This window comes from Streptomyces sp. SID12501 (assembly GCF_010550245.1).
GTDB lineage: Bacteria > Actinomycetota > Actinomycetes > Streptomycetales > Streptomycetaceae > Streptomyces.
This window is the reverse complement of record NZ_JAAGLU010000066.1, coordinates 1-25,438: the sequence shown is the minus strand read 5'-3', so window position 1 is coordinate 25,438 and position 25,438 is coordinate 1. Positions and strand designations below refer to the sequence as shown.

Here is a 25,438-nt window from a genome sequence, read left to right as displayed (position 1 = left end):
GCAACCACGCGGCCATCGCCGCCGCCGCGGCCGTCGCCCTGCTCTTCGTCTCCCGCCGGCTCGGCACGGTCGCCGCAGTGGCCGCCGCCGCGATGGCGGCCTCGCGGGTCTGGGTCGGCGCGCACTATCCCCACGATGCGGTGGCGGGGGTCGTGGTGGGCACTGTCACCGCGCTGCTCGCCATGCGCGCACTGCGCCGGCGTACGGATGCCCTGACTCTGCGGCTCACAGCCACCCGTCTGCGTCCGCTGCTGGTGGTGGTGTCATGAAGCGCGCCGACGTCGCGGAACTGGCCGGCAGTTGCGGCCTCGGCGCGTGGACAGCGTTCGGTGTCCTGACCATGGTCGTGGTGGGCCACGACGGCATACCGCTGTTCGCGGACAGCGACCTCCTCCAGTGGTCCGCCGCCCACCGCCCGGACGTGGCCCTGGCGTTCGCCCGCGGGCTGACCGCCACCGGGACGGGTGCCGTCCCCTTCGCGCTGGCCGCGCTGGCCGGAGTCATCGCGGGACGCACCCTCCGGCAGCGGGCGCTCGCCGTGGCCCTCTGCCTGGGCTGTCTGGGGGCGGGCCAGGGGCTGCGGTACGCGGTGATGGCGCTCGTCGCCCGGCCGCGGCCACCCCTGACGGACTGGAAGACGCATGCCTCGGGATGGGCGTTCCCGTCCGGTCACACCACCACGGCGGCCCTCACCGCGGGACTGCTGATCATCGCCGTCCACGTGCGCGACCCGCGTGGCAGGACACCGTTCACCCTGGTCATCGGCGGCTGGGGCGCGCTGGTCGGGCTGACCCGCGTCTACCTGGGAGTGCACTGGTTCACCGACGTGGTCGGCGGCTGGCTGTTCGCCCTCGGCTGGCTGGGTGCGTGTCTGTGCGCCGTGGCCTGCTGGCTGCCCGAGCGCTGGGCCCCCGGCACGAAGGACGCGGACAGGGCACGAGAACAGAGGGAGAACCATGACCATGCGTCGGACGATCCTGGTCGTCGAGGACGATCACGCCCTGCGTGATGTGCTGATGCGCGGGCTGCGCGACGAGGACTTCGACACCGTGCCCGCGCCGGACGGCGCCACCGCCCTGCGGCTGGCCAGCGCCGGCATCTCCGCCGCTGTCCTCGACATCGGGCTGCCCGACGCCGACGGGCGGGACGTGTGCCAGGCCATGCGCGCGAACGGATTCCTCTCCCCCATCATCTTCCTGACCGCCCATCACCGGCTGGCCGACCGGCTGTCCGGGTTCTCCGCCGGAGGCGACGACTACCTGCCCAAGCCCTTCCACCTCACCGAACTCGCCGCCCGCCTGCGGGCAGCCCTCAAACGGACCGCCCCGCCACCCACCTCCACAGCGGGAGACCTGGCACTGGACGCCGTCCAACACGTGTTCACCGTCCGAGACACCCGGGTCGATCTGACCCCGACCGAGTTCCGCCTCCTCGCCGCGCTCATGGCGGCCTCCGGCGGTGTCGTACGCCGCCGCGAGCTGGTCCGGGCAGGCTGGCACGAGGGCGCCCAGGTCCACGACAACACCCTCGACCAGTATCTGACCCGGCTGCGCCGCAAACTGCGCGAGGCGGGCAGCGACAGGACGATCGCCACCGCCCGCGGGATCGGCCACCGCCTGTCATGAGCGGCGTCCGCCACCGGCCGCGGCCCACCGTGACCGCCGTCCTCCACCGTCTGGCGCCCCGCACCCTGCGCGGCCGGCTCTCCCTCGTGGCCCTCACCACGGCCGCACTGCTGATGCTGGTCCTCACCGTCGCCTTCAACGCCGTGGCCCAGCGCCGCCTCCAGCACCAGGCGGACGACGAACTGCGCACCCGCGCCGCCGCCGTCGCGACGACCATCGACACCAGCGGCACCAGCGTACGCGTCCTGGAGACCTCCCACGACGACCTCCTCGACACCAACGTGTGGATCTACGCCGGCCGCCGACTGCTGGAAGAGCCACCGAACGCCGGCCCCCTGACCCGCGTCGCCGACGCACTCGCCGGACGCGGCGGACGACGGTGCGTCACCGCCGCCGTCCACGGCCCCCTGCGGCTGTGCTCCCAGCCGGTGCCCGGCGACAGCAGCGAGGCCACGGTGGTCACCGCGCTCGACCTCTCCCCCTACCGCAGTTCGGCCGACACCCTCCTGCTGGGATCACTCACCCTGGACACCGTGATGCTCGCCTGCACCTACGCCCTGACCCGGCTGGCGGTCGGCCGTGCGCTGCGCCCCGTCCGCACGATGACCGACCAGGCCATCCAGTGGAGCGCCGTCGCCTCCGAGGAACGCTTCGGCAGCATGCGGCACCCGGCCGAACTCGCCCGCCTCGGCACGTCACTGGACGCCATGCTGGACCGCATCCGCACCCTCCTGCGCCACGAACGACAGCTCACCGGGGAACTCTCGCACGAACTACGGACACCCCTGAGCCGGATCACCGCCGAACTCGACTGGTGGCACACCCGCCCCCGCACGGACGACCAAACCCGCGCCACCCACCAGGTCATCGCGGACGCCGCCGAGTCCATGCGCACCATCTGCGACACCCTCCTGGACGACGCCCGGGGCACCACCCTCACCGCACCGGGCACCGCCGAAGTCCTGCCAACACTGCGTCACCTCACCGAACTCCTGGACGTACCAGGCCACTTGACGCTCACCACCGCCGGCCCACGCCTACAGGCCGGCGTCCCGACCGCCCTCCTCGAACGCATCGTCAGCCCACTCCTCACCAACGCCTGCCGCTACGCCCGCACCGGCGTCACCGTCCACGCCTACCGCACACCCGACGGCGTACGCATCCACGTCACCGACGACGGCCCCGGCGTACCGCCCCCGTTCACCTCACGGCTCTTCGAACCCGGCCGACGGGCCGATCCCGGCGACGGACACCACGGAGCGGGCCTCGGGCTGCCGCTGGCGCGACGCCTGGCCCGCAGCGTCGGCGGCGAGGTGACATACGACCCCGGGCACACGCCCGGGGCACGATTCGTCGTCAGCCTGCCCGCCGGCTGACAGCAGCCCCACGCGCCGGCACCGGCGTATCACGGCCCGCCAGGACCAGTCACGGCATGACTTCGTGCCGGATGTCCTTGCGAGAGGCGGCCAGATAGCCGACGAAGCCGAGGATCGCCACCGTCCAGGACAGCGTCACCGGCCCCAGACCCAGACCCAACCCGCCCCGGCTGTGGCCGACGGCCATCCAGTCGGCGACGGACGCACCGAGCGGCCGGGTGATGACGTACGCCGCCCAGAAAGCGACGACCGCGTTCAGGCCGCCCCAGCGGTGAGCGACAGCCGGAACGGCGATCGCGGCGGCGTACAGAACGGCGGAACCCAGATAACCGAAGCCGATCGTCGCGGTGAGGTCGCCCGCGGCGGTCCCCAGCGCGAACGTGGCCAGCACGGCGGCCCAGTAGAAGCTCTCACGGCGCCGGGTGTCGATGCTGTGGATCGACAGGGTGGCCTCGCTGCGGTACCAGAGGGCGAAGACGGCAGCCAGCGCGGCCATGAAGAAGGGGGTCGACAATGTGTACGGCACGCCGAGACCGACATGCAGGACATCGGCGGCCATCGTGCCGAACACGCTGACCATGACGATCGCCGTCCAGTAGATCCAGGCCACATACCGGCGGGCGGCGAACTGGACCACCAGGGCGACGACCAGGGCCATGCCACCGAGGCCGACCGCAGGGATCGGGCCGAACAGACGGGCCAGCCAGTCGGAGGCCGTCTCCCCCATACCGGTCGTCAGCACCTTGATCATCCAGAAGTAGACGGTCACCTCCGGCACCTTGCTCGCCACCTGTCGTGCGTGGCGCGGAGGCCGGTCGTCAGTGAGGTGATCTGTCGTCATGGCAGGCACGATGGCACGGCGCCCGACGGTTGCCCCAGCCCCCTTTGCCAGAGCTTTTGCGCTTCCGGTACCCGAGTTTCCCAAGGCCCGCCCGAGCCTGAACACAACCTGAACACAGGGGCCGATGAGCTGGTCAGCGGCGCGCAGCCGGTGATACCGGCGATCTCCCGACGTTGCCACAACAGCAGAGAAGCAGGAACGCAACAGCCGACCGCCCGAATGTTCCGAGGGATGGGTGATCCTTCAGTGCGTGGCCGTGGCCACGTACATCGGCGTCGCCTACCGGTTCACGTCCTCCACGCCCTTCGCCAACCCACACCACACCACACCACCAGGGATTCACCGGACATCGCATCGGTATGAGCGTCAGGGCCGGGCTCGCCCGGGGCGTCGACGGCCACCTCCCGCTGCTGATCTCCGACGGCATCGCGTTGGCCCTCGCCGGTGTGCTGCCGGCCGCTGCCCGCTCGCGGACCGCAGCCCTCTGAACCGGCATCCCCGATGAAGGCGCGATGAACCGGTCGGCTTCCGGCCATAGGGAGTGACAGGTTCTAGTCAAAGGCTGTCCAAGTGGCGGACGCCTCCTGCCGCCGGTGGTCGGGTTCTGTGCGACGGCTGTACGACCTCCCGTTACCCGTTCTTCGGAGGACCTGGTGTCAGCACCCACCCGTAAGAGACGATGGCTCACGATCTGTGCCATCACCGCATCCGCCGCACTCGTCGCGATACCCGCCGGCGCCGCGCCCGGCGGGAACAGTAGCCCCTTCGGCGCCCGCGCACTCGCCCAACTCGCCACCGAACGCGCCCAGTCGGTGGGCGCCATCACCCCCAAGGCCAAGGCGGAGGACGATGGCGGCGGTGATGACGGCAACGAGGCCGACGAGATAGCCGAGGGCGCGGACCAGTACGCCGAGGCCCGCACCTCACCCGGCATCGTCGCACCGGGCGCGTACGGCGCCGCCTGGACGAGTCTGACCAATCTGGCGACCACCGGCGGCAGTTGGCGCAACATCACCGACCTGCCGTACAACTCCGATGATGCGCGCTACCGCGACTACGACTCCAACTCCAGCGGCGGCTCGGGCAATGTCACCGGCCGGATGGCCGCGATGGCCGCCGACGACGACGGGTACGTGTACGCGGGCAGCGCGGGCGGCGGAGTGTGGCGCTCCCGCACCGGCGGAGGTCACTGGCAGCCGATCAGCGACAGGCTGCCCGCGCAGTCCACCGGCGCCCTCGCCCTGGACGGCGGCGGCCGGCTGTGGCTGGGAACGGGCGAGGCGACCACCAACGCCGACGCCTACCTCGGCAGCGGCGTCTACGTCCTGTCCGACCCGCACCACGGCACGTTCTCCACGCGCAGCCGGGTCGGCGGCGACGAGCTCGAGTCCACCACCATCCGCCAGCTGCGCTTCGGCGGAGGCAAGGTGTGGGCGGCGACCAGCGAGGGGGTGTGGAGCCACTCCACGAAGAAGCTGAGCGGATCCTGGAAGCTGGAGTTCGCGCCCAACCCCGACTACCTGCCCGGGGGTTCGAAGGCGAGCGACGCCTCGGCCGCGTACAAGAACATCACCAACGACATCGCCATCGACCCGAAGAACCCCGCCAAGGTGGTCCTCGCGGTCGGCTGGCGCAGCGGTGACGACTACAACGGCTTCTACACCAAGGGTGCGGACGGCACCTGGACGCGGATCACCAGCGGCTTCGGCGACCTGCCGACCGACGCCGACAACGTCGGCACGGTCACCTTCGCCCGCTCCGCCGACGGCTCGCGCTACTACGCCATCGACGAGTCGCCCGCGCAGATGGCCGCCAACCCCGACAGCGGGCTGGCGGGCATCTACAGCGCCGGCTCGCCGTTCGGTCCCTGGACGAAGGTCGCCGACTACCAGCAGCTGGCCGCCGACGGCTCTGCCCTGACCTCCAGCGGCTACATGCCCGGCGTCCAGTCCTGGTACAACCAGTTCCTGACCGTCGACCCGAACGACCCGCAGCACGTGTACGCGGGCCTGGAGGAGGTCCACGAGACCAAGGACGGCGGCGCCACCTGGTCGGCCGTCGGCCCGTACTGGAACTTCGGCTTCCCCTGCTGGAGCATCGACCCCACCAAGCAGACGGGTGACTGCAACCAGACCACCCACCCCGACCAGCACGGCGTCGCGATCGGCAGCTACCACGGCAGGAGCTTCGTCTACGTCGGCAACGACGGCGGCGTCTACAAGCGCCCGCTCCACGGCCGGCAGGACGCCTCCGGGCACGCCACCGACTGGACCTCGCTCAACGACGGCACCATCGACACCCTCCAGTACTACTCCGTGGGCGTCGGCAAGGACCTGACCTACGGCGGCGTCTCGGTCACCGGCGGCCTGCAGGACAACGGCCAGTCCATCCTGCGCAGCAACGACCGCGTGATGGGATCCAACTTCGGCGGCGACGGCGGCGACACCCTCACCGACCCGGCCAACGGCTGCAACATCGCCGAGGAGTACGTCTACCTCGCGATCCAGGTGACCCAGAACTGCGCCGTCAACGACGGCAGCTGGGTCACCGACCCCAGCAAGATCACGTCGTACAACGTCGCCCCCGCCGACAACGCCACCGGTGAGGCCCGCTTCATCGCCCCGATCACGGCCGACGCGAAGAACAGCTCGACCTGGATCGCCGGTGGCCGCCACATCTGGGTCCAGACCCACGGCTACGCCATCCGCAGCGGCGACGAGTGGACCAGCGTGTACGACCTCGGCGCCGGCCGCACCGCCACCGCCGTCGCAGCCTCGGGCGGCAAGGTCTACGCGGCCTGGTGCGGCCCCTGCAACAACCAGGGCTTCACCCGCGGCATCTCCGTCGGCAACGCTGGGGGCACCTCCCGGACGGAGTCTGGGGGAGGCACCGGCTGGCACGACATCCCCCTCCCCGCCACCGGCACGGACGGCACCGTACCCAACCGCTACCTCAGCGGCTTCGCCGTCGACCCCAAGAACGCCGACCACGTCTACCTCGCCGTCAACGGCTTCTCCCGGCACTGGACCGAAGGCCCCGGCGCCGGGATCGGCCATGTCTTCGAGTCCACCGACGGCGGCGCTTCCTGGAAGGACGTCTCGAAGAACCTCCCCGACGTACCGACCAACTCCGCGGTCGTCACACCGAACGGCGGCCTCGCCGTCGCCACCGACCTCGGCGTCGTCTACCGCGCGCCGGGCCGTACGACCTGGCAGCGCGTCGGGAACCTCCCGGCCGTCGCCGTCCTCCAGCTGAAACTGAGCCCCGACGGCAGGACGCTGTACGCGGCCACCCACGGCCGCGGCATCTACACGATCAACGTGCGCGACTGCCACTGACGCAGCGACATCGGATTCGGATTCAGATTCGGATGGGGTGATCCCGGGATTTTCTCGGGGTCACCCCTGCGACGTGTACGGCACCACACTCACGTCCAACGTGAACGCGACGCGCGCCGCGCCCGCCACATCCGGTGCCTTCGCGAGCGCGGTGATCCTGGCGGTACCGCCCCGGGTACCCGCGCAGCGCAGCGAGGCGCGGGCCGTGCCGTCCGCCGCCACCTCCCATCCGGACGCCAGGACGAAGACCGGCGCTGAACTCAGAACACCCGTCCACCGCTTGTCGTCGTTCCGCGGCCGGAGGACGAGAGACACCACCGTCCCGGGCCGAACACACAGGTCGTGAGCAGAGGCGTCTCCCGGACGGTGGGAGACGGTGGTGGAGCCCGCGAGGCACCCTGGAGGCGTGGAGGCTGTCCCGTGAGGGGCCGAGGCTCGTGCCGACGGCGGCGTCGGCGTCGGCGGGGACGGGGACGGGGACGTTGCCGACCTTGTCACCGAGGGGGTGTCGGTGGGTGGACCGGCAGAAGGACGGGGCGGCGCCGAGTCCGCCTCCGAATCGTCGCCATTGCCTCCGCAGGCGGTCAGAAGACAGGAGACAGCCACCAGGGCGGCCACGAGCAAGGTCCAGGATCCTCGACCCCGTCTGCGGTCCTCCATCATCATGACCACTCCCTTTACGCCACCGAACGTCACTGCGACGCCCTCGTCCGCAGTTCGGTTCCCGTCGCCCGAGGAGAAGCGGAGGGTCTCACCGTATGCCCGAGCCGACCCGAGCCGAAGGGGCTGGAGCTTGTCATACGCGTCGCCGACCGATCCGATGGATGCCGCGATGCCGTCGCGGTCCAGATGTTCAGAGAGCGTGAATGATGCGTATTGCCCGGACTCACATCCGAGTGATGGACCAGTTCCCCGCGTCGCGGCGGAGTGCCCGTCCTGTCGCGTTGCCAGAGCGCCATCTCCAGGGCGGCCGGGACGAGTTCGGCGTGTTTGGTGGTTGCCGCGAACCAGCCGACGATGCGGCGGGAGAAGGTGTCCACGACGAAGGCGACGTAGACGACCGGAGGTGCGATTTGACGCGTCGGCCCGATCGGCTGAAGTGGGGTGCCCCGGCTGCGTCCGAGCCGGGGCTGGTCAGTCTTCGAGTTCGTGGCGGACGCGTCGGGACGGGCTGAACGTGTAGAGGTCGAGGATGTCGGGTGCCTCGGCGAGGCCGGGGCCGCCGTTCCTGACCCAGGTGGTGATGTCGGCAGCGGCTTCGGGGTCGTTGACCTGCCCGAGCCAGACCGGGCGTCCGCCGGCTCTGCGGCCTTCGGCGGAGGGCTGGATGACGATGACGTTGGCGCGCTCGCACGCGTCCAGACAGTCGGTACGCCGCACCATCGCGACTCCGGCCAGTTGGGTGCGCAGGTCGGTGAGCTGGGCTTCGTGGTCCAACCGTGGAACCTTGGCAGGCGTGCCGCAGCAGCAGCCGCGGCAGACGGTGACGGTAGGCCGGGGCGTCCCCGTTTCGGGGGTGGCCTTCTTGCTGTGGCGGCTCATCGCGGGTCCTGGGTGGTGCGGTTCCAGGCGGCGTCGCGCAGCAGGCGCAGGCCGTTGAGGCCGACGATGACGGTTGATCCCTCGTGGCCCAGTACGCCGAGGGGCAGCGGGAGATGACCGGCAAGGTCCCAGATGACCAGGCCGGAGATGAACACTCCGGCGATGACCAGGTTCTGCACCACCAGGCGGCGGGCCGCTCGCGAGAGGGCGATGAGCTTGGGGAGGGTGGCGAGTTCGTCGCGGACGATGACGGCGTCGGCGGTTTCCAGGGCGAGGTCGGAGCCGGCGCGGCCCATGGCGATGCCGGTGTGGGCGGCGGCCAGTGCCGGGGCGTCGTTGACACCGTCGCCGATGACCAGCACCTTGCGTCCGTGGGCCTCCAGGCGGCGTACCGCCTCGACCTTGTCCTGCGGCAGGAGGCCGGCGTGGACGTCGTCCGCGGTGATGCCGACCTCGGCGGCGAGGCGGGTGGCGGCGCGGGGGTTGTCGCCGGTGACCAGTATCGGGGTACTGCCGGTCAGCGCGGTCAGGGAAGCGACCGTGGTGGCGGCGTCGGGACGCAGCCGGTCGGCGATGCCCAGCACCCCGACCGGGATGCTGTCGCGCAGGACGAGGACGGTGGTGTGGCCGCCGTCCTCCAGGTCCGCCGCGGTCTCGGCGGCGCGGGCCCAGAGGGTGCGGTTGGTGTCGTCGTTGGCGTCGAGGAGGCGGGCGGGGGCTCCGACGGCGACCGTGTGTCCGTCGACGGTGGCGGTGACGCCGATACCGGGGGCGGAGGTGAAGTCCCGTACGTCCGCGACGGCCAGGTGGCGGGCACGGGCGGCGTCGGTGATCGCGCGGGCCAGGGGGTGTTCGCTGGGGTGCTCGGCGGCAGCCGCCAGCGCCAGCAGGGCGTCCTTTGTCAGGCCGGAGCCGGGCAGGGGGCGGATGTCGGTGACGCGAGGGGTGCCCTCGGTCAGGGTGCCCGTCTTGTCCAGGGCGACCGCGTCGACCTGCCCGAGACGCTCCATGACCACGGCGGACTTCACCAGGACGCCGTGACGTCCGGCGTTGGCGATCGCCGACAGCAGTGGCGGCATCGTCGCCAGGACCACCGCGCACGGCGAGGCCACGATCATGAAGGTCATCGCCCGCAGCAGCGAGGCGGTCGGATCCCCGCCGAACGCGAGGGGGACCAGAAAAACGGCCAGGGTCGCGAAGACCATGCCCAGGCTGTAGCGCTGCTCGACCTTCTCGATGAACAACTGGGTGGGTGCCTTGGTCCCGGAAGCCTCCTCGACCATGGCCACGATCCGGGCGATCACCGAGTCCGCGGCGTCCCGCTCCACCTCGACCCACAGGGCACCAGCACCGTTGAGAGTGCCGGCGAAGACCTCGTCACCGGCCTCCTTCGCAACCGGCAGCGGCTCCCCGGTGATGGTGGCCTGGTCCACCTCGCTCGCCCCGCCCAGGACGCGGCCGTCCGCGCCGACCCGCTCTCCGGGGCGCACCAGGACGGTGTCGCCGACCACCAGGTCCTCGGTCGGGACCGTCGACTCGCCGCCGTCGTCGGCCAGGCGGGTGGCGGTGGCCGGGGCGAGGTCGAGCAGGCCGCGGACCGCGTCCTGGGTGCGGGCGGTGGCCAGGGCTTCCAGGGCGCCGGAGGTGGCGAAGATGACGATCAGCAGAGCGCCGTCCATCACCTGCCCGATCGAGGCCGCGCCGACCGCGGCCACGATCATCAGCAGGTCCACATCCAGCGTCTTGTCCCGCAGCGCCGTCAGCCCCGCCCAGGCCGGCTCCCACCCGCCGGTGACGTAGGCCGCGGCGTAGACAGGGCCCCACGACCAGGCGGGCGCGCCGGCCAGCTGGAGCGGCAGCGCGATCAGGAACAGCATCAGCGCCGCAATGGCCCAGCGCGCCTCGGCCAGGGCGAACACGCGCGTACGGCGCACCCTCGTACGGCGCTTCGGCGCTTCGGGAGAGGCGGCCGGAGCTGCCCGTTCGGGCCGTGTGATCAGGTCGGAAGGCACGACGAAGCAACCCTTCAGGGCGGAAGACGGCGACACATCCCACCGTACATGAACATCTGAACAGGTCTTCATGTGTGATGGGTAGGATGGGCGTCATGGGTCACGGAGCCGCCGACGAGAACCACGCAACGCCCCGCGAGCGCCTGGACGCGGCGGGAGCCACCGACGTCGCCGCCACCCTCCAGGCCCTGGCCACCCCTTCTCGGCTGTACATCCTGGCCCGCCTCCAGGAAGGCCCCTGCGCGGTCGGCGACCTCGCCGAGGCCGTCGGAATGGAAGCCTCCGCCTGCTCCCACCAGCTCCGCCTGCTGCGCAACCTCGGGCTCGTCACCGGAGAACGCCGGGGCCGTTCCATCGTCTACGCCCTCTACGACAACCACGTCGCCGAGCTCCTGGAACAGGCTCTCTTCCACGTCGAACACCTGCGACTCGGCCTGCGCGACACCCTTGCCGCCGAAGCGGCACCGGCCGCGGTCCGGCAGTAGGCGGGCACGTTCCACCTCTCGCGGGCACCAGAGGCGTCACCGTCCCGCTTCCCGCCCCGTCGCTACGGCTCGAAACCGGATCCATAGGCGCGCAGGGTGGCGGTACGGCAACAGTTACGTGCTCGTGGCGACCCGTTAGGCGACGCGCCGCGCCGGAGTGGCCCCGTCCGGGCGCTGGAGCACCTTCGCGAGGAGCCCGTGGCGGGGAGCCAGGCACCAGGTGAGAACGAACAGGCCGGTGAGGACCACGACCACCGAGCCGCCCGCGGCGAGGTCGTAGGTGTACGAGACGTACAGACCCGCGATGCTGCCCGCGCAGCCGATGAGCGAGGCCAGGAGGGTCATGGCCCACAGCCGTTCGGTGAGCATGCGGGCGGTGGCGGCGGGGGTGATGAGCAGGGCGAGGACAAGGATGTTGCCGACCGCCTCCAGGGACATCACGATCGTCGTGGTGACGAGGACGTACAGGGTCAGGTCGAGGCGGAACACCGGCAGACCCGCCGCGCGCGCCGTCTCGCGGTCGAGGCTGACGGCGACCAGTTCCTTGCCGATCGCCAGCACGACGAGGACGAGTACGGCGCCGATGGCGGCCACGGTCCACACATCCGACGCGCTCACCGCCAGCACCTGGCCGAACAGGAAGGACGACAGGTCTGTCGTCCAGCTGTCCCTGGTGGAGACCAGGACGATGCCCAGACCGAAGGCGAAGGCGAAGAAGACGCCGATGACGGTGTCCTCCTTCAGCCGCCGGTTCTGGGAGACGAAGGCGATCAGTACGGCCGTGATGATGCCGGCCGTGGCTCCGCCGAGCAGGAGGTTGCCCTCGAAGGCGTAGGCGAGGGCGACGCCCGGGAAGGCCGAGTGGGCGACCGCGTCGCCGATGAACGCCATGCCGCGCAGCACGACGTACACGCCGACGACGCCGCAGACCAGGCCGATGATCGCGGCGACGGCGAACGCCCTTTGCATGAAGGGGAGTTGCCAGGGGTCGGTGAAGAACTCGATCATGCTTCGGCTCCGATCGCGTGGTCGAGGCCGAAGGCCCGCAGCATCTGGTCGGGGTCGGCGAGGAGCTCGGGGCCGCCCTCGGCGACGACCGTACGGTTGATCAGCGCCACCCGGTGGCAGGTGCGGGCGGCGGCAGCGAGGTCGTGGGTGGTCATCAGGAGCGCCCTGCCTTCCGCCGCCAGCCGGCCGAACAGTTCGTTCAGCAGCTCCTGGGTGGGTACGTCGACTCCGGTGAACGGCTCGTCGAGGAGCAGGATGCGCGGGCCGGCGGCCAAGGCTCGGGCCACCAGGACCCGCTGCCGCTGGCCGCCGGACAGCTCACCGATCGGGCGTCGGCGGAGCTGGGTGAGCCCGGTCAGCTCCAGCGTCTCGTCCACCGTCGCGCGGTCCACCGCGCCCGGGCGGCGTAGCCAGCCCAGCTGCCGGGTGCGGCCGGTGAGGACCGCGCCCGCGACGTCGATGGGGAAGTCCCAGGCGAACTCGTGCCGTTGGGGCACGTAGCCGATGCTTCGCCCGGCCGGCCGACCGCTCCTGCCCTCGACGGCCACCTCGCCTCCGGCCAGCGGAACCAGGCCGAGGACAGCGCGCAGGAGGGTCGTCTTACCGGCGCCGTTGGGCCCGATGAGGCCGACCAGCTCACCCGCGTCGACGGACAGGTCGGCCCCCTCCAGGGCAGTCCTGCCGCCGAGGACGACGGTTGCGCCCGTGACCCGCAGCAGCGGGTGCGCCTTATCGGCCAAGCCGTCAGCCACGTACGGTCCTCCTGCGCCGGGCGGCCAGGAAGGACACGGCGCCCACCACAGTGAGCGCGGCGGCGGCAGCGCCCAGGAGTACGGCCTGACCCGCGCCGGTGGAGGCCATCGAGCCGTCGGCGGAGTCCTGCGTCGAAGAACCGCCCGTGGAACCGGAGTCGGACGTGGAGCCGGCCGTGGCCGAGGAACCGGGGGCTGTCGAGGCGCCGGAGTCGTTGTCGCCCGGAGCCACCGTGCCCGGGTCGGTGTCGCCGACCACGAACGTCACCGTCTCCGTGTCGGAGCTCTTCGTGCCGTTCGCGAGCGTCCCGCTCATCTTGAAGGTCAGCCGGTACGTGCCTTCCTCGGTGAACGCCCACCCGCCGTGTGCGTGCGTGTTGGCGGGCACGTCGAAGGAGTCCGGCACTCCGTCCTTGCTGTTGAACAGGATGTTCGCGCCCGACATCGCGTCATAGGTGTAGAGCGCGTAGGTACCCGGACCTTCGACCTCGGTGAGGGAGAACTCCACGCCCCCCTCGGCCGCCCCGGCCTCGATGTTGTCCGTCGACCAGCCGGGCCACAGCAGCCCCTCCTGCTGCACCTGGTCGAGCAGCCACACCGGGTCGCCGCCCTTGCCGAGGAACGAGAACTCGTCGCTGTCCGGAAGGGTGTTCCTGGCGGCGGGCTTGACGTGAAGGACCACGGAGGAGGGCTCGCGCCAGGTGGTCTTCCCGGAGACCGTGCCGTCCTTGAGGTGGATCCGCAGCTTGTCGTCGACGACGCGGGCGGCGAAGTCGATGTGTCCCTCGTCGAGGACCTTCCTGTCGGACACGGCGTCGAGGGAGGCCGTGGTGGCGGCCAGGGCGGTGCGCGGCCCGGTCCGGGCCGACTCCGTCACGGCCTTGCCGTCCGCCGCCGGGGTCGGAGCCTTTTCGGATGTTCCCGCGACGGGAGTCTCCTCGGCAGCTGGCTCGTTGCCGGCCGTGTCCTTCCCGCCCGCCGTGTCTCCGACCACCACCGTGTACACGGTCCCGACGGAGAGTTCCCGCCCGTCCGCGGCCGTGGCCTCGGCGGTGAAGATGACCTGGTACGTGCCGTTCTCGCTGAACTCCCAGCGTGTGTCGCCCTGGTGGCCCGCCGGCAGCTGGTGTTCGTCGGGCAGGTCGTCGGCGCTGTCGAACAGCGGCGCCTCCTGGGCTCCGACGTCGGCCTCTTCCTTCCCTGCCGAGTACACCTTCAGGTCACCGGGGCCGTCGAGCCCGGTCAGCGACCACCGCAGGGTGTCCCCGTCCACCGCGCCCTCGGGTACGCCGGTGGTGTCCCACCCGGGTGCCGAGGCATCGACGACGCGCGCGTCACCGACCTCGATCACATGGGCCCGGTCCGCCGGATCCAGGGTCAGAATGCCGTCCGCGTAGGCGATCCGGCCGAGGCCGGGGCCCGCTGCCGTACCGTCGTCCGCGACGGCGGCCCCGCCCCCTGTCAGGGTGGCCGCGAGGACCACCGCCACAGCGACCCGCTGAACTCTCCGCATGCCCCTCATCAGGCGTCCTCCCCCAGGCACTTGGCGAGCTCCGTCGCGTTGTGCCGCATCATCGATACGTAGTCGTCGACCTGGTCGTCGAACGAGTCGCCGTAGATCGTGCAGATGCCGACCCCCTCGTCCTCGGCGACCCGGCGCAGCACGTCGGCCCGCGCTGCGAGGTTCGGTTCCAGGAACACGGAGGGGACCTGCTTGTCCCGGATGGTGTTGCCGAGTTTCTCGACCTCGGCCGCGCTCGGCTCCTGGTTCGGCACGGGCACGACGAAGCCCGCGACCTCCATGCCGTACGCCTTCGCGAGATATCCGAAGGCGTCGTGGGTGGTGATCAGCTTGCGGTTCTTCTCCGGCACGGCGGCGAGCTTCCTGGCGACCTCCTCGTCGAGGGCGCCGAGCGTCTTCAGATAGGCGGCGGCGTTCTTCTCGTACGTCGCCCTGCCGTCCGGATCGGCCTTGATCAGCTCGGCCTCGATCCGCCGCACATACGCCTCGGCGTTGGCGACGTCCTCCCAGGCATGCGGGTCCAGGTCGCCGTGGACGTGCTTGCCGATCACGGCCTGCGGCAGTACCCACAGCTCGTCGCCCGCCGTGCCGAGGAAGGCGTACGGCTTCTCCTTCGGCACGGTCTCCCTGGCCCGGTCGGGAACGTTCAGCACCACCTCGTCGGCGGCGAGGCGGGCCGGCTCGCCGCTCTTGGCGTCGTCGGCGCGGACGTAGACCTTCCCGGTCTCGGCGTTGAGCGCCACGTCGGCGTGCCCGCCGTCGAGCACTCTCGTCCCCTTGGGTACCTCGGCGTCGTCGCCGACGGTGAAGGTGAAGGTGCCGCTGCCGATCTTCTCGGTCTTCCCGTCCAGGGTCTCGGTCTGCCCCGCGACGGTCAGCCGGTACGTTCCGGGCTCGCTGAACGCCCAGTTGACGTGGGTGTGCGCCTCGGGCGGCAGGGCGAAGGAGTCGGCGTCGTCGAGGCCGTCGGCAGAGTCGACGTACACCTTGGGCCTGCCGAGCGTGTCGGTGAGATACACGCGCAGCTCGCCGGGCCCTTCCAGCTTCGTGGCGGTCGTACGGACTTGGGAGCCGTCTCCTGCGACCTCGCCCTCGACGGCCCAGCCGAGCCACAGCACGTCGAGCCCGAGGTCCTCCTCCAGCTTGATGACCGTGCCGCCGTACTGCTCCAGCTTCTCGGCGATCTCGATCTTCGGTGCGGACTTGCGGGCGTTGGTGTGGACCATCTTCATGATCCCGGGCTCTTCGAGCAGCAGCCCGTTGCTGAACACGACGTCGGCCTTGGCGACCTTGACCGCGTCGCCGGGGCTGGGCTCGTAGGAGTGCGGGTCGCCGTGGTGCGGCACGATCGAGGTGACGTCGACGCGGTCGCCGCCGACCCGCTCGACGAGGTCGGCGATGATCGCGGTGGTCGTCGACACCGTCAACTCGGCGTCGGACGAACCGCTTTGAGGCCCACCGCACCCGGAGAGCAGAGCGGCGCTCGCCGCGACCAGCGCGGCGATGGTGGTAGTGGTGGTGCGTGTGGGGTGGCCCCGCATGGGGCTCCTCCTTCTCTCGACACGATCGGAAACTGTGGGAGCCGACGAATGCCGCGTGCGGCGGACCGGGTCGCTGCCAGGCGCCGGTCCGCCGTACGCGGAGCTTTCAGGTGGCGGTACGGCGACGGCGTACGAGGAACACCGCGCCGCCACCCACCAGCAGGGCGCCCATGGCGATGCCCGCGATCGCACCGACGTGCGCACCGGTGGAGGCGAGCCCGCCGGTCGTCGGGGTTCCGCTGCCGCCGGTCGACGAGCCTCCGCTCGTTCCGGTGGAGGCGGAGCCCGAGTCCGTCGCCGAGGGGCTCACCGAGTCGGAAACGGATGGCGACGGGGCCGGGGACGGGCTCGCGGTCGGCGTCGCGGAGGCCGACTGCGAGGGGGTGGCCGTCGGGGTCGCGGTCGGCTCGTCCCCCCTGCCCGGCTGCACGGTCGACGGGTCCACGTCGTCCCCGACCACCCAGGCGATGGTCTCCGTGTCGCTGACCTTCCTGCCGTCGGCGAGGGTGGCGCTGACGGTGAAGGTGGTGCGGTAGACGCCCTCCTGCGCGAACGTCCACACGGTGTGGCGGTGGGTCGGCACGGACAGGTCGAAGCTGTCCGGCAGCCCGTCCCCGCTGTGGGCGTGCATGATCACCGAGCCGACCGAGCCCTCCGTGAAGATGCTCACCGCTCCCGGGCCTTGGACGGCGTCGAGCCGGAAGGCGACACGGCCGTCGATCTCGGAGCTCTTGAACTGGTCGGTGCTCCAGCCTGGCCAGACGAGACCGTCGACCTGCTGGATGGGCAGCCACCACACGGGGTCACCCACGGGCCCTAGGAACTCGTACCCCTCGGTGATCTTCCGCCGGGCCGCGGGCTTCACGTGCAGGACGACCGTCTCGGGCTCGCGCCAGTCGTAGTCCTGTGCCGTGCCCTCCTTGATCTGGAACTGCAGCGAGCCGTCCACCGGGCGCGCGGCCAGATCGAGGTGACCGTTGTCGATGACGTGTGCGGCCGGTGCGGTGGGTGTCACGCTCGTCGAGGGCGGAGCACCCGTCGGAGTGGAGGACGTCGGGGGCGTCGAGAGCGTCGGCGTGGAGCCGTCGCCGGGCAGTACGTCGTTCGGGTCGACGTCGTCACCGACCACCACGGCCAGCGTCTCGGTGTCGGTGGAAGAGCCGCCGGTCACCGTGAAGGTGAGCCGGTAGACGCCCTCCTTGGTGAACTGCCAGACGGGAAGCAGCCGTTGCTCGTCGCTCGGCAGGGTGAAGGTGCGCTGGACGGAGGCGACGCTGCCGAGGTACGGGATCGCCGGGGCGTCCATGCTGTCCATCTCGCGGGTGTAGGCGGCCATGCCAAAGTCCCCGGGCCCTTCGTATCCGGACAGCGTGACTTCGGTAGCGCCTCCCGCCTGGGTGCCGTTCCAGCCCGGCTCGGGCGCGAAGATGTTCTCCGCCTCCCAGCCATTGAGCTGCCAGGTGTCCATGTTGGTCGTGCCGAGCGCGACGGCCACCGGGTCCAGAGTGGACTGCAGGGACGACTGCACCGCGTGCAACACCACGTCGGAGGGCTCACGCACGACCGTGGTGCCGCTGCCGCGGTCGTCGATCTGCAACTCCAGCTTTCCGTCGACCACTCGGGGCGTGAGATCGAACTCGCCCTCGTCGAGGACGACGGCACCGCCGGCGCCGCGGGCAGGCCCGCTGCCGCCGGCGGCGGCAAGCCCTGCCGCGCCCAGGAGCACCGCGGTCGCCACGAGGAGCGCCGCACTGGTGAAGGCGCGTCTGCCGCGCGTCAGGGCCCGCATCACGAGGTGACGACGACGGTGTACGCCTCGGTGGCGGACTCCGTCACGCCGGCGACCGTGCCCTGGACGCGGAAGGTGAGCTGGTAGGTGCCGGCCTCCTCGAAGGCCCAGTTGGCATGGTTGTGGGTGGCGACGCCGAACGTCCGGGACTTGAAGGTCGTGATCGCGGTGTTGCTGTCGAACCAGCGACTGCCACTGCCCGCGTAGATGCTGAAGTCCTCGGTGGCGGCGCCGTCGCGGGTGGCGCTGACGAGGGTGTAGGTGACGGTGTCGTTGGCGAAGACCCCGGTGGTGAGGTGCTCGGTGGAGATGCCCGGGAAGAGCACTCCGGCCGCGGCGGCCTCCGCCTCGGTGTCGGGGAGCAGCCAGATCTGACTGCCCGTACCGAGGAAGCCGTAGCCCGGGTTGGCGGCCTTCGCCGCCGCCGGCACCGACAGGGTGACGTCGGCCGGCTCGTACTCGGTGTCGGTCTCCTCGTCGTGGACGTGGAGGTGCAGGTCGGCGCCGTCCCACTCGGCGTCGAGGGCGTCGACGTGGCCGCTGCTCAGGGTGGTGGCGGCGAAGGCGGCGGTGTTGAGACCGGCCGTGGCGAGCGCGGCGGCGGCGATGCCTGAAACGGTCAGCAGGCGTCTGCGGGTACGCAAAAGAAACCCCCATGGGTCATGTTCATGCCCCCTTGGACACAGTCAAGATGATAATCATTTTCAAAAGAGGAGGCAATGGGATTGCTGTGACGCCTTGGCCGGCCGCGCTCGGGAACGGTTCGGCCCGACCGGATGACCGAGAGCCGTCAGGAGGGGGTGAGCGGAAGGGCATCCTTGTACCCGTTCACAGGCCGGGCGACCTGCTTGACAGTACGGCCGTCGAGCGCGACGGGGGCCGACTCCGTACCCAGCCTCCCGCCGGGGTGCCAGGTCCCCGTGACGGACACCCAGGTGTTGGCGGGCAGGGCCGGGGTCCCGTGGATCCGTACGATCACGGACTGGGCGTCCGCCGCGCAGCAGTTGAGGACGAGCCGGGTCAGGGACCAGCCGTCGCCCTGCTGGTCGGGCGTGACGAAACCAACCATCCGGACACTCCGCCCCTTGATGACCCGCGTGCGGTCCTGCTGTACGCGGCGGGTGAAGTCGGTGAGAGTCATCGGGACCGGCGACGTCTCGGGCAGGGCATCGAAGTGCTCCTGTTCCGTGACGGCCCTGGGAGCCGCGCGGGACGCGGTGTACGCGCCAAGGGCCGGCGGGGCGTAGAAGAGCAGACTCAGTGCCGGCAGGAACAGCAGCCAGGCGACACGGGGCACACCGGAGTGGTCGTGGCTGTCGTGGCCCTCATACCCATGAGGCTCCTCGTGCTCATCGCCCCCACCTCGCCGCCAGGACGACCACGCCTCTGCCGCTCCCAGCAGAAGCAGCAGCGCCCCCGAGGCGATCAGCATCGGGCGCATGCCCTCCTTGACGTACCTGAGAGACAGGTCGGTGAAGAGCGTGGCGTACAGCAGGCCGAGGCCACTGAGGAGGAGCAGGAGTACCTGAAATGGCCTTTTCACAGCACTACTCCCCCGATCAGCACACTGCACAGGACCGCGACGACCGTGGTCGCGGCGGAGAAACGGACCGCGAAGGCCCGGCCGAACGTGCCCGCCTGAAGGGCTATCAGCTTCAGGTCGACCATCGGGCCGACCACCATGAACGTCAGCCGCGCGAGGGGCGAGAAGCCGGTGAGCGAGGCCGCGAGGAACGCGTCGGCCTCGGAACACACCGCGAGCAGGATGGCCAGCGCGGCCAGGAACAGCACCGACAGCCAGGGCGAGCCGGAGAAGGTGTCGAGCACGGACTGCGGGACCGCCACGTTGAAGGTGGCCGCCGCCATGGCCCCCAGGACCAGGAACCCGCCCGCGTGCAGGAAGTCATGCTGGAAGCCGCGTCGGAACTCCGTCCAGCGGCTCTGCCCCGTCCGGTGCCCGGTGAACCGCACGACCGGCCGCAGCCACTCCTCACGACCGAGCCAGAGCCACAGCCAGCCCATCACCGCGGCGGTGGCGAGCGAGGCCAGCAACCGGGCCAGCACCATGGCCGGACTGCCGGGAAAGGCGACGGCCGTGGCGGTCAGCACGACCGGGTTGACGGCAGGAGCCGACAGCAGGAACGTGAAGGCCGCGGCCGGTGGGACACCACGGCCGATCAGGCTGTTCGCCACCGGCACCGACGCGCACTCGCAGCCAGGCAGGACGACCCCGGCGATCCCCGCGACCGGGACGGCGAACACGGGCCGCTTCGGCAGCATCCGGCGGAACACCCGCGTCGGCACAAAGGCGTTGATCGCCCCGGACAGAGCCGTTCCGAGCAGCAGGAACGGCAGCGCCTGCACGGTGACGGCGAGACAGACGGTCCGCCAGGCTTGTACAGCTGGTTCCTCTCCCCACCAGCCGATGACGACGACCGCCGCACCGGGAAGAACGGCCGCTGCCGCCAACTGCAGCCCCCAGAACCGGAGCCAGCCGGATAAGGAGGTGTCCTCGGTCACCACAGGGGGCTCGGCGACCGCCACCGCTTCCCCGGCCCGGCCATCCGTCTTCTGCATACAAGCTCCACATGTCAGGCGTTCGGAGTGAACCTAGCGGATGCCGGGATCCGCACATCCCCGCGACGGCGACCAGGCGGCCCACCACATGGAACACCTGCGGCTCGGCATGCGGGACCCCGGCTGACGATCCACCCGGCCATCGGCCCTGCTCATGGAAGCGAACCGTGCCCCCAGCAGGTGGACTTCGAGCCACACATGCATGAATTGCCATATGTTAATGTAGCCACGCACTGCCTGCGGAGCACGAGCCGCAGGCACCCGAGAGCACCACGAGGAGCACCACATGACCACCGCCACCGAGCACCGCACGCACGACAACCACACGCACACCCACGGCGAGGGCTGCGGCCACGTCGCCATCCCGCACGGCGACCACACCGACTACGCGCACGACGGCCACCTCCACGCGGCCCACGAGGGCCACGTCGACGAGTGCGTGAGCGCCGACCACGCCACCCACGAGGGCCACGACCACCAGCACGTCGAGGGCTGCGGCCATGTGGCGGTGCCGCACGAGGACCACGTGGACTACGTGCACGACGGCCACCGTCACGCCGCGCACGACGGCCACTGGGACGACCACTGACCCGGATCCGCGTCCGGCGGCTCGAGCCGGACCGGAAATCATTGTCACTTGCTAATGTGTGCATGTGACGATGACACCGCCTCCCCCGACAGCCCCGGCGGACGAGCCGCTACGCGCTCTGGAGGCCGCCAGCGACCTGCTGAAGGCGCTGGCCTCCCCCGTCCGTCTCGGCATCGTGCGTGAGCTGTCCGAGGGTGGAAAGTACGTCCACGAACTGGTCGCCGCTCTCGGGGTGAGCCAGCCGCTGGTCTCGCAGCATCTACGGGTCCTTCGCAACTCCCGCATCGTGACGACCCGCCGCCAGGCCCGCGAGATCCAGTACCACCTCACCGACGAACACATCGCCCACATCGTGCTGGACGCCATCCGGCACGCACAGGAGTAGTCCGGCGCCGTCACAGCAGGACGGTGCCGGACTCCCGTTAATGGATCCCATTCTTCATATAGCGTCGTCGCACCCGCGGAGGACTGTGGAGGCGGTCATGACCGAGCGCGACGTACGCCTGCGCACGGTCCAGGAATCCGGCCGATCCCGCTGTACGGCCGGGCGGTGGAGAGCCGCGAGAACGAGGTGGTCCTGCGCGACCCCGTCGCCGAGGACCTCGTCGCGGCGATCGACTATACTTCGCCCGCTTCGACGGCCTGCCGATGCTGCTCGACACGGTCCTGCGCACCAGCTGTGACCGTGGCAGCGGCTGCGACCGTCGCCGTGCTCGCAGACGCGCGACCAGGCCTGACCGTGTGCTCATGGTCGCCGGACCGCATAACCCACGCCCCGCACGGTGTGGATGAGGTCGGGCGCACCGGCGTCACCCAGTTTGCGCCGCAGATAGCCGACGTATCCGGCGAGGTTCTTGCCGTCAACGGCGAAGTCCTCGCCCCATATCTCCCGATAGACGGTCGCGTGGCCGAGCACGATGCCCTCGTTGCGCACGAGCAGCTCCAGCAGGTCGAACTCGGTCTTGGACAACCGCAGTTCGGCCCCGCCCCACCAGGCCCGCCGCCCGGAGGGGTCGATCCGCAGTGAGGCCATCCGCAGTTCGGTGCCGGACGCGTCGGCTTCCTCGTCGTCGTCGGGTGTCAGCGCGGCCCGGCGCAGCAACGCCCTCAGCCTGGCCAGTAGTTCGGGCACCGCGAAGGGCTTGGTCAGATAGTCGTCGGCGCCCGCGTCCAGGCCGGCGATACGGTCCGGCGTCCCGGCCCGTGCGGTGAGCATCAGCACCGGGGTGCGGTCACCGTCGGCGCGCAGCACCCGGCACACCCCGGCGCCGTCGACGTGGGGCATCATCACGTCCACGACGAGCGCGTGGAAGGAACCCCGGCGGGCCTGGGTCAGCGCCTCCACTCCGTCGACGGCGGTGACGACCTCGTACCCCTCCAACTCCAGGGCGCGTTCCAGGGATTCACGGATCGCGCGATCGTCGTCGGCTATGAGGACACGGTTGGTCATGCGCTTCATGATGGCCCACGGGTCGCCTGCGGACATCGCCTTCGGTTCTCATCCAATTCCCGAACAGCTCCCGCCGGGGTCCAAGGACGGCCGCACACCATGGGATTTCCTGATCACCCCCTCCACAAGAGTCTCCATGCGCCGCACCATGACAGCTCTGGCCATATGCGTCAGCCTGGGCGTCACCGGTTGTTCCGCCGCGAACACCACGTCCTCGGCCGCGCCGGCGGCCCTGAACGCGGCCCAGGTCGCGAAGAAGGTCAAGGGCGTGGGAGGCGCGAACACGGCCAAGGTCGTGGCCGCCGCCAACGCCTTCCTGGCGACGCTCTCCGCCGAGCAGCAGGACACCGTCCTGTACGACTTCGACGACGCGGCCAAGAAGACCGGCTGGTCCAACTTCCCGACCCCCGTCGTGGAGCGCAACGGCCTCAAGCTGGGTGACCTCACCGACGCGCAGGAGGCCGCGGCCCTGAAGGTCATGGAGGCCGCGCTCAGCAAGCAGGGGTACGAGGAACTCGTCGAGATCCGCAAGGCCGACGACTACCTCGCCTCGCTGACGGCCGACGACGGGACCAGCACCCCGTCGGCCACCCCCAGCACGACGCCGAGCACGACCCCGACCGGCACTCCGAGCGGTGGTCCCACCGGAGGCGGCACCCGTCCCCCGGGCGGCGGCGGGGGCGGAGGCGCCAACTTCGGCTCGGAGTGGTACTACATCTCCTTCTTCGGGCAGCCCAGCAAGACCGGCCAGTTCACACTCCAGTACGGCGGCCACCACGCCGCGTACAACCTCACCTACGCCGGCCAGAACGTGTCCATCTCCCCGACCCTGACCGCCGTCGAGCCGATGGAGTTCAACTGGGAGGAGATGTTCTACGCCCCCATGGAGGACAAGCGGACCGCCACCATCGGCGCGATCCAGTCCCTGACAGCGACCGAGCTGACCTCCGCCGAGATCGACGGCAGTCGACGACCTGTTCCTGGGTCCGGGCAACGACGGCCCCTTCCCGACGAGTCCCGAGGGCGTGCTCGTCAGCTCCCTCACCAAGAAGCAGCAGGCCAAGGTCACCGCGATGCTGAAGGCGTGGGTGGACGACCTCGACGAGGCGGCCGCCAAGCGACTCCTCGCGAAGTACGTCTCCGAGTACAGCAAGACGTACATCGGTTGGAGCGGTGGCACGACCCTCGACAACGACCAGACCTACGTACGCCTCGACGGGCCCTCCGACTGGATCGAGTTCTCCAACCAGCCGGGCGCCTCGACCGACGAGATCCACCAGCACACGATCTTCCGGGACGAGACCGCCGACTACGGCTGGAACTGACGGAGCGGAAGCCGCGAGGAGGAACACGGGACAACGGACACGGGAACGTAGGGACACAGGACAGATCATGAGCAAACCGGCGTACCGTCTGCTGCCCGCGCTCCTCCTCGCGGCCTTCTTCCTGACCGGCCTCCTCGCGCCGACGGCCGAGGCACACCCGATGGCCACCTCGGCGGTTCTCCTGGACATCGGCGACGACAGTGTGGACGGAGAGATCCAGCTCCCCCTGGACCGTCTGTCCATCGCGGTGGCCCGCGACCTGACCGGCGCCCGCGTCCTGGGCGCCGACCGGGCGTTCCTGAAGAGCTACACGGCCCAGCACATCAGTGCCGTCGGCAAGGACGGCAGGTCCTGGACGGTGGAACTCGGCACGGGAACGGTCAGGTCGATCGACGCGTCGCCCCACCTCGTCTACCCCCTGGAGATCCGTCCGCCCGACGGCGAGGTCACCGCCTTCGATCTGCGCTACGACGTCATCGTCGAGGAGCTGCTCACCCACAAGGTCATCGTCACCGTCGGGTACGACTTCGACCGGGGCATCCTGAAGACGGACGACGCCGAGACCCTGGGCGTCTTCGACCACGCGACGAAGACCCTCACGGTCCCGGCGGACGAGGGTTCCTGGCTACGGGGCTTCGCCGCGACGGCCGCCCTCGGCATCGAGCACATCGGCGAAGGCGCCGACCATCTGCTGTTCCTGCTCATGCTGCTGATCCCGGCGCCCCTGGTGGCGGCCGGCGGCAGCTGGCACCCGGCGGCGTCACGGCGGCGGGCGGTCATGCGGGTCGTGCATGTGGTGTCGGCGTTCGCGGTGGGCCATTCGCTCACCCTTGTCCTGGCGGCGACGGGAGTGATCGACCTCCCGACGCGGCCGGTGGAGACGCTGATCGCGCTCTCGATCGCGGTGTCGGCGATCCACGCGATCCGCCCTCTGGTGGCACACGGCGAGGTCCTGATCGCATCCGGCTTCGGACTGATCCACGGCCTGGCCTTCGCCTCCCTGATCAGCGACCTCGGCCTGGATCGGGGCTCCCTGGTGACCACCCTGCTCGGCTTCAACCTGGGCATCGAACTGACCCAGCTCCTGGTCGTGGCCCTGCTGATGCCGTCCCTGCTCGTCCTGGCCCGCACCCGCTTCTACCCGGCCTTCCGCATCACCGTGGCGGTCGTCGGCCTGCTCTTCTCGTCGTCCTGGATGCTCGAACGCGCGACCCTCACCTCCAACGACCCCTTCGAGGGTGTCCAGACCTGGCTGGTGGGTCATCCCCTGTGGGTCGCGACGACGGTCGCCTGCCTGGCGGCAGCCGCCCACGGAGCCGGAACGCGGACGCACCGGCCGGCGCAGCAGCAGCACTGACCGGCACATCCACAACCAACATCTGCATCCGCGTCCGCGTCCGTATCCACGTCCACGTCCACGTCCACGTCCACGTCCACGTCCACGTCCATGAGCCGTCGCGCTGACGACCAGGTCAGTGGGTCATGGCGTCGCGGATGAGGGCGGTGTCGACGAACTGTTCGAAGCGGACGATGAGGCCACCGCGTACGACGAAGTGGTGGGCGACACGGACGTCGATCGCCTTGCCGGTGGCCTTGTTGGCCGCCGTGTAACGGGCCAGGACCACGACGTTCTCCCCGTCCACGACATACGTGTCGTCATGAGCGG

Annotated in this window: 24 protein-coding genes and 2 pseudogenes; 11 read left to right on the top strand and 15 right to left on the bottom strand. The window is 70.4% G+C overall.

Translation table 11 applies throughout. The features are described 5' to 3' along the window. The 4 genes from G3I71_RS42805 to G3I71_RS42790 all read left to right on the top strand — a co-directional run. Positions 1-269 (top strand): phosphatase PAP2 family protein (locus tag G3I71_RS42805; protein ID WP_164323907.1); only part of this gene is annotated, 269 nt, incomplete at its 5' end. Beyond that, entirely contained in the window at positions 266-1,009 is a 744-nt protein-coding gene (locus G3I71_RS42800) for a phosphatase PAP2 family protein (RefSeq protein ID WP_164323905.1), read from the top strand. The genes G3I71_RS42805 and G3I71_RS42800, both read left to right, overlap by 4 nt. Next, a complete protein-coding gene (locus G3I71_RS42795) occupies positions 963-1,625 on the top strand; it encodes a response regulator transcription factor (protein ID WP_164323903.1) in 663 nt (220 codons plus the stop codon). Before G3I71_RS42800 ends, G3I71_RS42795 begins: the two co-directional genes overlap by 47 nt. Further along, positions 1,622-3,001 (top strand): HAMP domain-containing sensor histidine kinase, encoded by a 1,380-nt coding sequence (locus tag G3I71_RS42790; protein WP_164323901.1) that lies wholly within the window; start codon positions 1,622-1,624, stop codon positions 2,999-3,001. The genes G3I71_RS42795 and G3I71_RS42790 overlap by 4 nt, the downstream gene beginning before the upstream one ends. A gap of 49 nt (positions 3,002-3,050) precedes the next feature. On the opposite strand, the gene G3I71_RS42785 is transcribed toward G3I71_RS42790, so the two are convergent. Beyond that, positions 3,051-3,842, bottom strand: a complete 792-nt coding sequence (locus G3I71_RS42785; RefSeq protein WP_164323899.1) for a hypothetical protein — start codon at positions 3,840-3,842, stop codon at positions 3,051-3,053. A gap of 359 nt (positions 3,843-4,201) precedes the next feature. On the opposite strand from G3I71_RS42785, the gene G3I71_RS52460 reads away from it, so the two are divergent. Further along, a complete protein-coding gene (locus tag G3I71_RS52460) occupies positions 4,202-4,330 on the top strand; it encodes a hypothetical protein (RefSeq protein WP_275409390.1) in 129 nt (42 codons plus the stop codon). Between the two features lie 165 nt (positions 4,331-4,495). Continuing rightward, positions 4,496-7,180 carry a glycosyl hydrolase gene (locus G3I71_RS42780; protein ID WP_164323897.1) on the top strand — a complete coding sequence of 895 codons (2,685 nt, stop codon included), beginning with the start codon at positions 4,496-4,498 and terminating at the stop codon, positions 7,178-7,180. A 60-nt stretch (positions 7,181-7,240) separates the two neighbouring features. Here the strand turns inward: G3I71_RS42780 and G3I71_RS42775 are convergent, their stop codons facing one another. The 4 genes and pseudogenes from G3I71_RS42775 to G3I71_RS42765 all read right to left on the bottom strand — a co-directional run bounded on the left by G3I71_RS42775 (position 7,241) and on the right by G3I71_RS42765 (position 10,734). Continuing rightward, the gene (locus G3I71_RS42775; protein ID WP_343243259.1) at positions 7,241-7,495 is read right to left on the bottom strand and encodes an acetyl-CoA synthetase; all 255 of its coding nucleotides are present in this window, start codon (positions 7,493-7,495) and stop codon (positions 7,241-7,243) included. Positions 7,496-8,047: 552 nt separating this feature from the next. After that, positions 8,048-8,229: pseudogene (locus tag G3I71_RS51860) on the bottom strand (DDE-type integrase/transposase/recombinase); the annotation flags it as partial. An 85-nt stretch (positions 8,230-8,314) separates the two neighbouring features. Next, positions 8,315-8,722 (bottom strand): (2Fe-2S) ferredoxin domain-containing protein, encoded by a 408-nt coding sequence (locus G3I71_RS42770; RefSeq protein ID WP_164323895.1) that lies wholly within the window; start codon positions 8,720-8,722, stop codon positions 8,315-8,317. Then, positions 8,719-10,734, bottom strand: a complete 2,016-nt coding sequence (locus G3I71_RS42765) for a heavy metal translocating P-type ATPase (protein WP_343243258.1) — start codon at positions 10,732-10,734, stop codon at positions 8,719-8,721. Before G3I71_RS42765 ends, G3I71_RS42770 begins: the two co-directional genes overlap by 4 nt. A gap of 95 nt (positions 10,735-10,829) precedes the next feature. On the opposite strand from G3I71_RS42765, the gene G3I71_RS42760 reads away from it, so the two are divergent. Next, entirely contained in the window at positions 10,830-11,219 is a 390-nt protein-coding gene (locus tag G3I71_RS42760; RefSeq protein WP_164323893.1) for a metalloregulator ArsR/SmtB family transcription factor, read from the top strand. A 135-nt stretch (positions 11,220-11,354) separates the two neighbouring features. Here the strand turns inward: G3I71_RS42760 and G3I71_RS42755 are convergent, their stop codons facing one another. The 8 genes from G3I71_RS42755 to G3I71_RS42720 form a co-directional block, all read right to left on the bottom strand. Then, complete coding sequence (locus tag G3I71_RS42755) at positions 11,355-12,227, bottom strand: anchored repeat-type ABC transporter permease subunit (protein ID WP_164323891.1); 873 nt, start codon at positions 12,225-12,227, stop codon at positions 11,355-11,357. Continuing rightward, on the bottom strand, positions 12,224-12,979 hold the full coding sequence (locus G3I71_RS42750) for an anchored repeat-type ABC transporter ATP-binding subunit (RefSeq protein WP_343243257.1): 756 nt from the start codon (positions 12,977-12,979) through the stop codon (positions 12,224-12,226). Before G3I71_RS42750 ends, G3I71_RS42755 begins: the two co-directional genes overlap by 4 nt. Continuing rightward, complete coding sequence (locus tag G3I71_RS42745) at positions 12,972-14,501, bottom strand: TIGR03773 family transporter-associated surface protein (RefSeq protein ID WP_164323889.1); 1,530 nt, start codon at positions 14,499-14,501, stop codon at positions 12,972-12,974. The genes G3I71_RS42750 and G3I71_RS42745 overlap by 8 nt, the downstream gene beginning before the upstream one ends. Further along, positions 14,501-16,042 (bottom strand): anchored repeat ABC transporter, substrate-binding protein, encoded by a 1,542-nt coding sequence (locus tag G3I71_RS42740; protein ID WP_164323887.1) that lies wholly within the window; start codon positions 16,040-16,042, stop codon positions 14,501-14,503. Before G3I71_RS42740 ends, G3I71_RS42745 begins: the two co-directional genes overlap by 1 nt. A 106-nt stretch (positions 16,043-16,148) precedes the next feature. Continuing rightward, complete coding sequence (locus G3I71_RS42735; RefSeq protein ID WP_164323885.1) at positions 16,149-17,831, bottom strand: choice-of-anchor M domain-containing protein; 1,683 nt, start codon at positions 17,829-17,831, stop codon at positions 16,149-16,151. Beyond that, on the bottom strand, positions 17,831-18,475 hold the full coding sequence (locus tag G3I71_RS42730) for a choice-of-anchor M domain-containing protein (protein WP_164323883.1): 645 nt from the start codon (positions 18,473-18,475) through the stop codon (positions 17,831-17,833). The genes G3I71_RS42735 and G3I71_RS42730 overlap by 1 nt, the downstream gene beginning before the upstream one ends. A gap of 146 nt (positions 18,476-18,621) precedes the next feature. Beyond that, entirely contained in the window at positions 18,622-19,374 is a 753-nt protein-coding gene (locus G3I71_RS42725) for a TIGR03943 family protein (RefSeq protein WP_164323881.1), read from the bottom strand. Continuing rightward, positions 19,371-20,408 carry a permease gene (locus G3I71_RS42720; RefSeq protein ID WP_164323879.1) on the bottom strand — a complete coding sequence of 346 codons (1,038 nt, stop codon included), beginning with the start codon at positions 20,406-20,408 and terminating at the stop codon, positions 19,371-19,373. Before G3I71_RS42720 ends, G3I71_RS42725 begins: the two co-directional genes overlap by 4 nt. Before the next feature lie 286 nt (positions 20,409-20,694). Here G3I71_RS42720 and G3I71_RS42715 point away from each other — a divergent pair, with 286 nt between their 5' ends. Both G3I71_RS42715 and G3I71_RS42710 read left to right on the top strand, forming a co-directional pair. Beyond that, positions 20,695-20,997, top strand: coding sequence for a hypothetical protein (locus G3I71_RS42715; RefSeq protein ID WP_164323877.1), 303 nt, complete (start codon positions 20,695-20,697; stop codon positions 20,995-20,997). 70 nt (positions 20,998-21,067) lie between these two features. Further along, entirely contained in the window at positions 21,068-21,382 is a 315-nt protein-coding gene (locus G3I71_RS42710; protein ID WP_164323875.1) for a helix-turn-helix transcriptional regulator, read from the top strand. Between the two features lie 360 nt (positions 21,383-21,742). Here the strand turns inward: G3I71_RS42710 and G3I71_RS42705 are convergent, their stop codons facing one another. Then, positions 21,743-22,447, bottom strand: a complete 705-nt coding sequence (locus G3I71_RS42705) for a response regulator transcription factor (RefSeq protein ID WP_203732869.1) — start codon at positions 22,445-22,447, stop codon at positions 21,743-21,745. On the opposite strand from G3I71_RS42705, the pseudogene G3I71_RS52845 reads away from it, so the two are divergent. Beyond that, positions 22,428-23,772: pseudogene (locus G3I71_RS52845) on the top strand (DUF3500 domain-containing protein). The gene G3I71_RS42705 and the pseudogene G3I71_RS52845 sit on opposite strands and share 20 nt — an antisense overlap. Positions 23,773-23,839: 67 nt before the next feature. Next, positions 23,840-25,129, top strand: coding sequence for a HupE/UreJ family protein (locus G3I71_RS42695; protein WP_164323873.1), 1,290 nt, complete (start codon positions 23,840-23,842; stop codon positions 25,127-25,129). A 115-nt stretch (positions 25,130-25,244) separates the two neighbouring features. Here the strand turns inward: G3I71_RS42695 and G3I71_RS42690 are convergent. Continuing rightward, a partial coding sequence (locus tag G3I71_RS42690; protein WP_203732488.1) for a nuclear transport factor 2 family protein occupies positions 25,245-25,438 on the bottom strand: 194 nt, incomplete at its 5' end.